General features: G+C 60.9%; 3 protein-coding genes. All 3 read left to right on the top strand.

All coding sequences use genetic code 11. The annotated features are described in order from the left end of the window. The first annotated feature begins 35 nt into the window (after window positions 1-35). The 3 genes from rplC to rplW are packed head-to-tail and all read left to right on the top strand — an operon-like array spanning window position 36 to window position 1,641. On the top strand, window positions 36-692 hold the full coding sequence (rplC, locus tag Q0331_RS03695; protein WP_298074984.1) for a 50S ribosomal protein L3: 657 nt from the start codon (window positions 36-38) through the stop codon (window positions 690-692). After that, window positions 689-1,336 (top strand): 50S ribosomal protein L4, encoded by a 648-nt coding sequence (gene rplD / locus Q0331_RS03690; protein WP_049190610.1) that lies wholly within the window; start codon window positions 689-691, stop codon window positions 1,334-1,336. The genes rplC and rplD overlap by 4 nt, the downstream gene beginning before the upstream one ends. Continuing rightward, window positions 1,336-1,641: a 50S ribosomal protein L23 gene (gene rplW, locus Q0331_RS03685; RefSeq protein ID WP_005509869.1), complete on the top strand. Its 306-nt coding sequence runs from the start codon at window positions 1,336-1,338 to the stop codon at window positions 1,639-1,641. Before rplD ends, rplW begins: the two co-directional genes overlap by 1 nt. Window positions 1,642-1,724 lie beyond the last annotated feature (83 nt).

Here is a 1,724-nt window from a genome sequence, read left to right as displayed (position 1 = left end):
GTGATCCTGGACTTTTGGTAGCGGAGACAAGATAAATGAGTGAAAACGAGATCAAGGGCATCCTGGGCACGAAGCTCGGTATGACTCAGATCTTCGACGATGAGAACCGCGTTGTTCCGGTTACCGTCGTTGAGGCTGGGCCGTGCGTAGTGACTCAGGTGCGCACTAAGGAAACCGACGGCTACGACGCCGTCCAGATTGCATACGGCGAAATTGACCCGCGTAAGGTCAACAAGCCGGAGGCCGGCCACTTCAAGAAGGCCGGTGTGACCCCGCGTCGCCACAGCGTCGAGATTCGCACCCCGGACGCTTCCTCTTACGAGGTCGGCCAGTCCGTTGGTGTCGACATCTTTGGCGAAATCGAGTACGTCGACGTCACTGGTACCTCTAAGGGCCACGGCTTCGCCGGTGCTATGAAGCGCCACGGCTTTGGCGGCCAGGGTGCTGCTCACGGTAACCAGGCTGCTCACCGTCGTGTTGGTGGCATTGGCGCTTGCGCCACGCCAGGACGCGTCTTCAAGGGCAAGCGTATGGCAGGCCGCATGGGTAACGACCGGGTCACGACCCAGAACCTGAAGATCCAGAAGGTTGACGCTGACGCGAACCTGCTGCTCATCAAGGGCGCAGTTCCGGGTGCACGCGGTGGCCTGCTGGTTGTTAAGACTGCCACGAAGGGTGGTGCTCACGCATGACCAACCTCAAGCTAGACGTACACACCGCTGAAGGCGGCGTGAACGGTTCGGTTGAGCTTCCTGCTTCCGTGTTCGACGCGGAGGTGTCCATCGCCCTGATGCACCAGGTTGTTGTCGCACAGCGTGCAGCAGCTCGCCAGGGCACCCACAAGGTCAAGACCCGCGGTGAGGTTCGCGGCGGTGGCCGCAAGCCGTGGCGCCAGAAGGGTACCGGTCGCGCTCGTCAGGGCTCGATCCGTGCTCCGCACTGGACCGGTGGTGGCATCGTTCACGGCCCGGTGCCGCGCGACTACAGCCAGCGCACCCCGAAGAAGATGATTGCAGCTGCTCTGCGCGGCGCACTCTCTGACCGTGCTCGCCACGACCGCATCCACGTTGTCGAGGAACTGGTCCCAGGCCAGACCCCGTCCACCAAGGCAGCTCGTACTTTCGTGGAGCGTCTGACTGAGCGCCGCAACGTGCTCGTCGTTCTGCCGCGCGAGGATGTCAACTCGTGGAAGTCGGTTCGTAACCTGCCAGGTGTCCACATCCTGTCTGAGGATCAGCTGAACACCTACGACGTTCTGAAGGCCGATGACGTCATCTTCGCCGTTCAGGCACTTAATGACTTCATCACTCGCACCGCCGGTAAGGAGGAGAAGTAATGGCTACCATCGCAGATCCCCGCGACATCATTGTTGCACCGGTAGTGTCTGAGAAGTCCTACGGACTCATGGAGCAGGGCGTTTACACGTTCCTGGTCCACACCGACGCTAACAAGACCCAGATCAAGATCGCGGTCCAGGAGATTTTCGGTGCCAAGGTCGCTTCCGTCAACACCCTCAACCGTGAGGGCAAGCGCAAGCGTTCCCGCACCGGCTACGGCAAGCGCAAGAACACCAAGCGCGCCTACGTGACTCTCGCGGCCGGCAGCGATCCCATCGACATCTTCGGCGGTTCGGCAGCCTAGCCGCTAGCCGACGAGGAAGTTAAGGAAGAGCAAAAGTATGGCTATTCGTAAGTACAAGCCGACTACGCCGGGTCGCCGCCAGA

Origin of the sequence: uncultured Corynebacterium sp., from assembly GCF_937999985.1 — a bacterium.
In the GTDB taxonomy this organism is placed as follows: domain Bacteria; phylum Actinomycetota; class Actinomycetes; order Mycobacteriales; family Mycobacteriaceae; genus Corynebacterium.
Note: the sequence above shows the minus strand (reverse complement) of the source record. Positions and strands in the feature narration are given on the sequence as shown.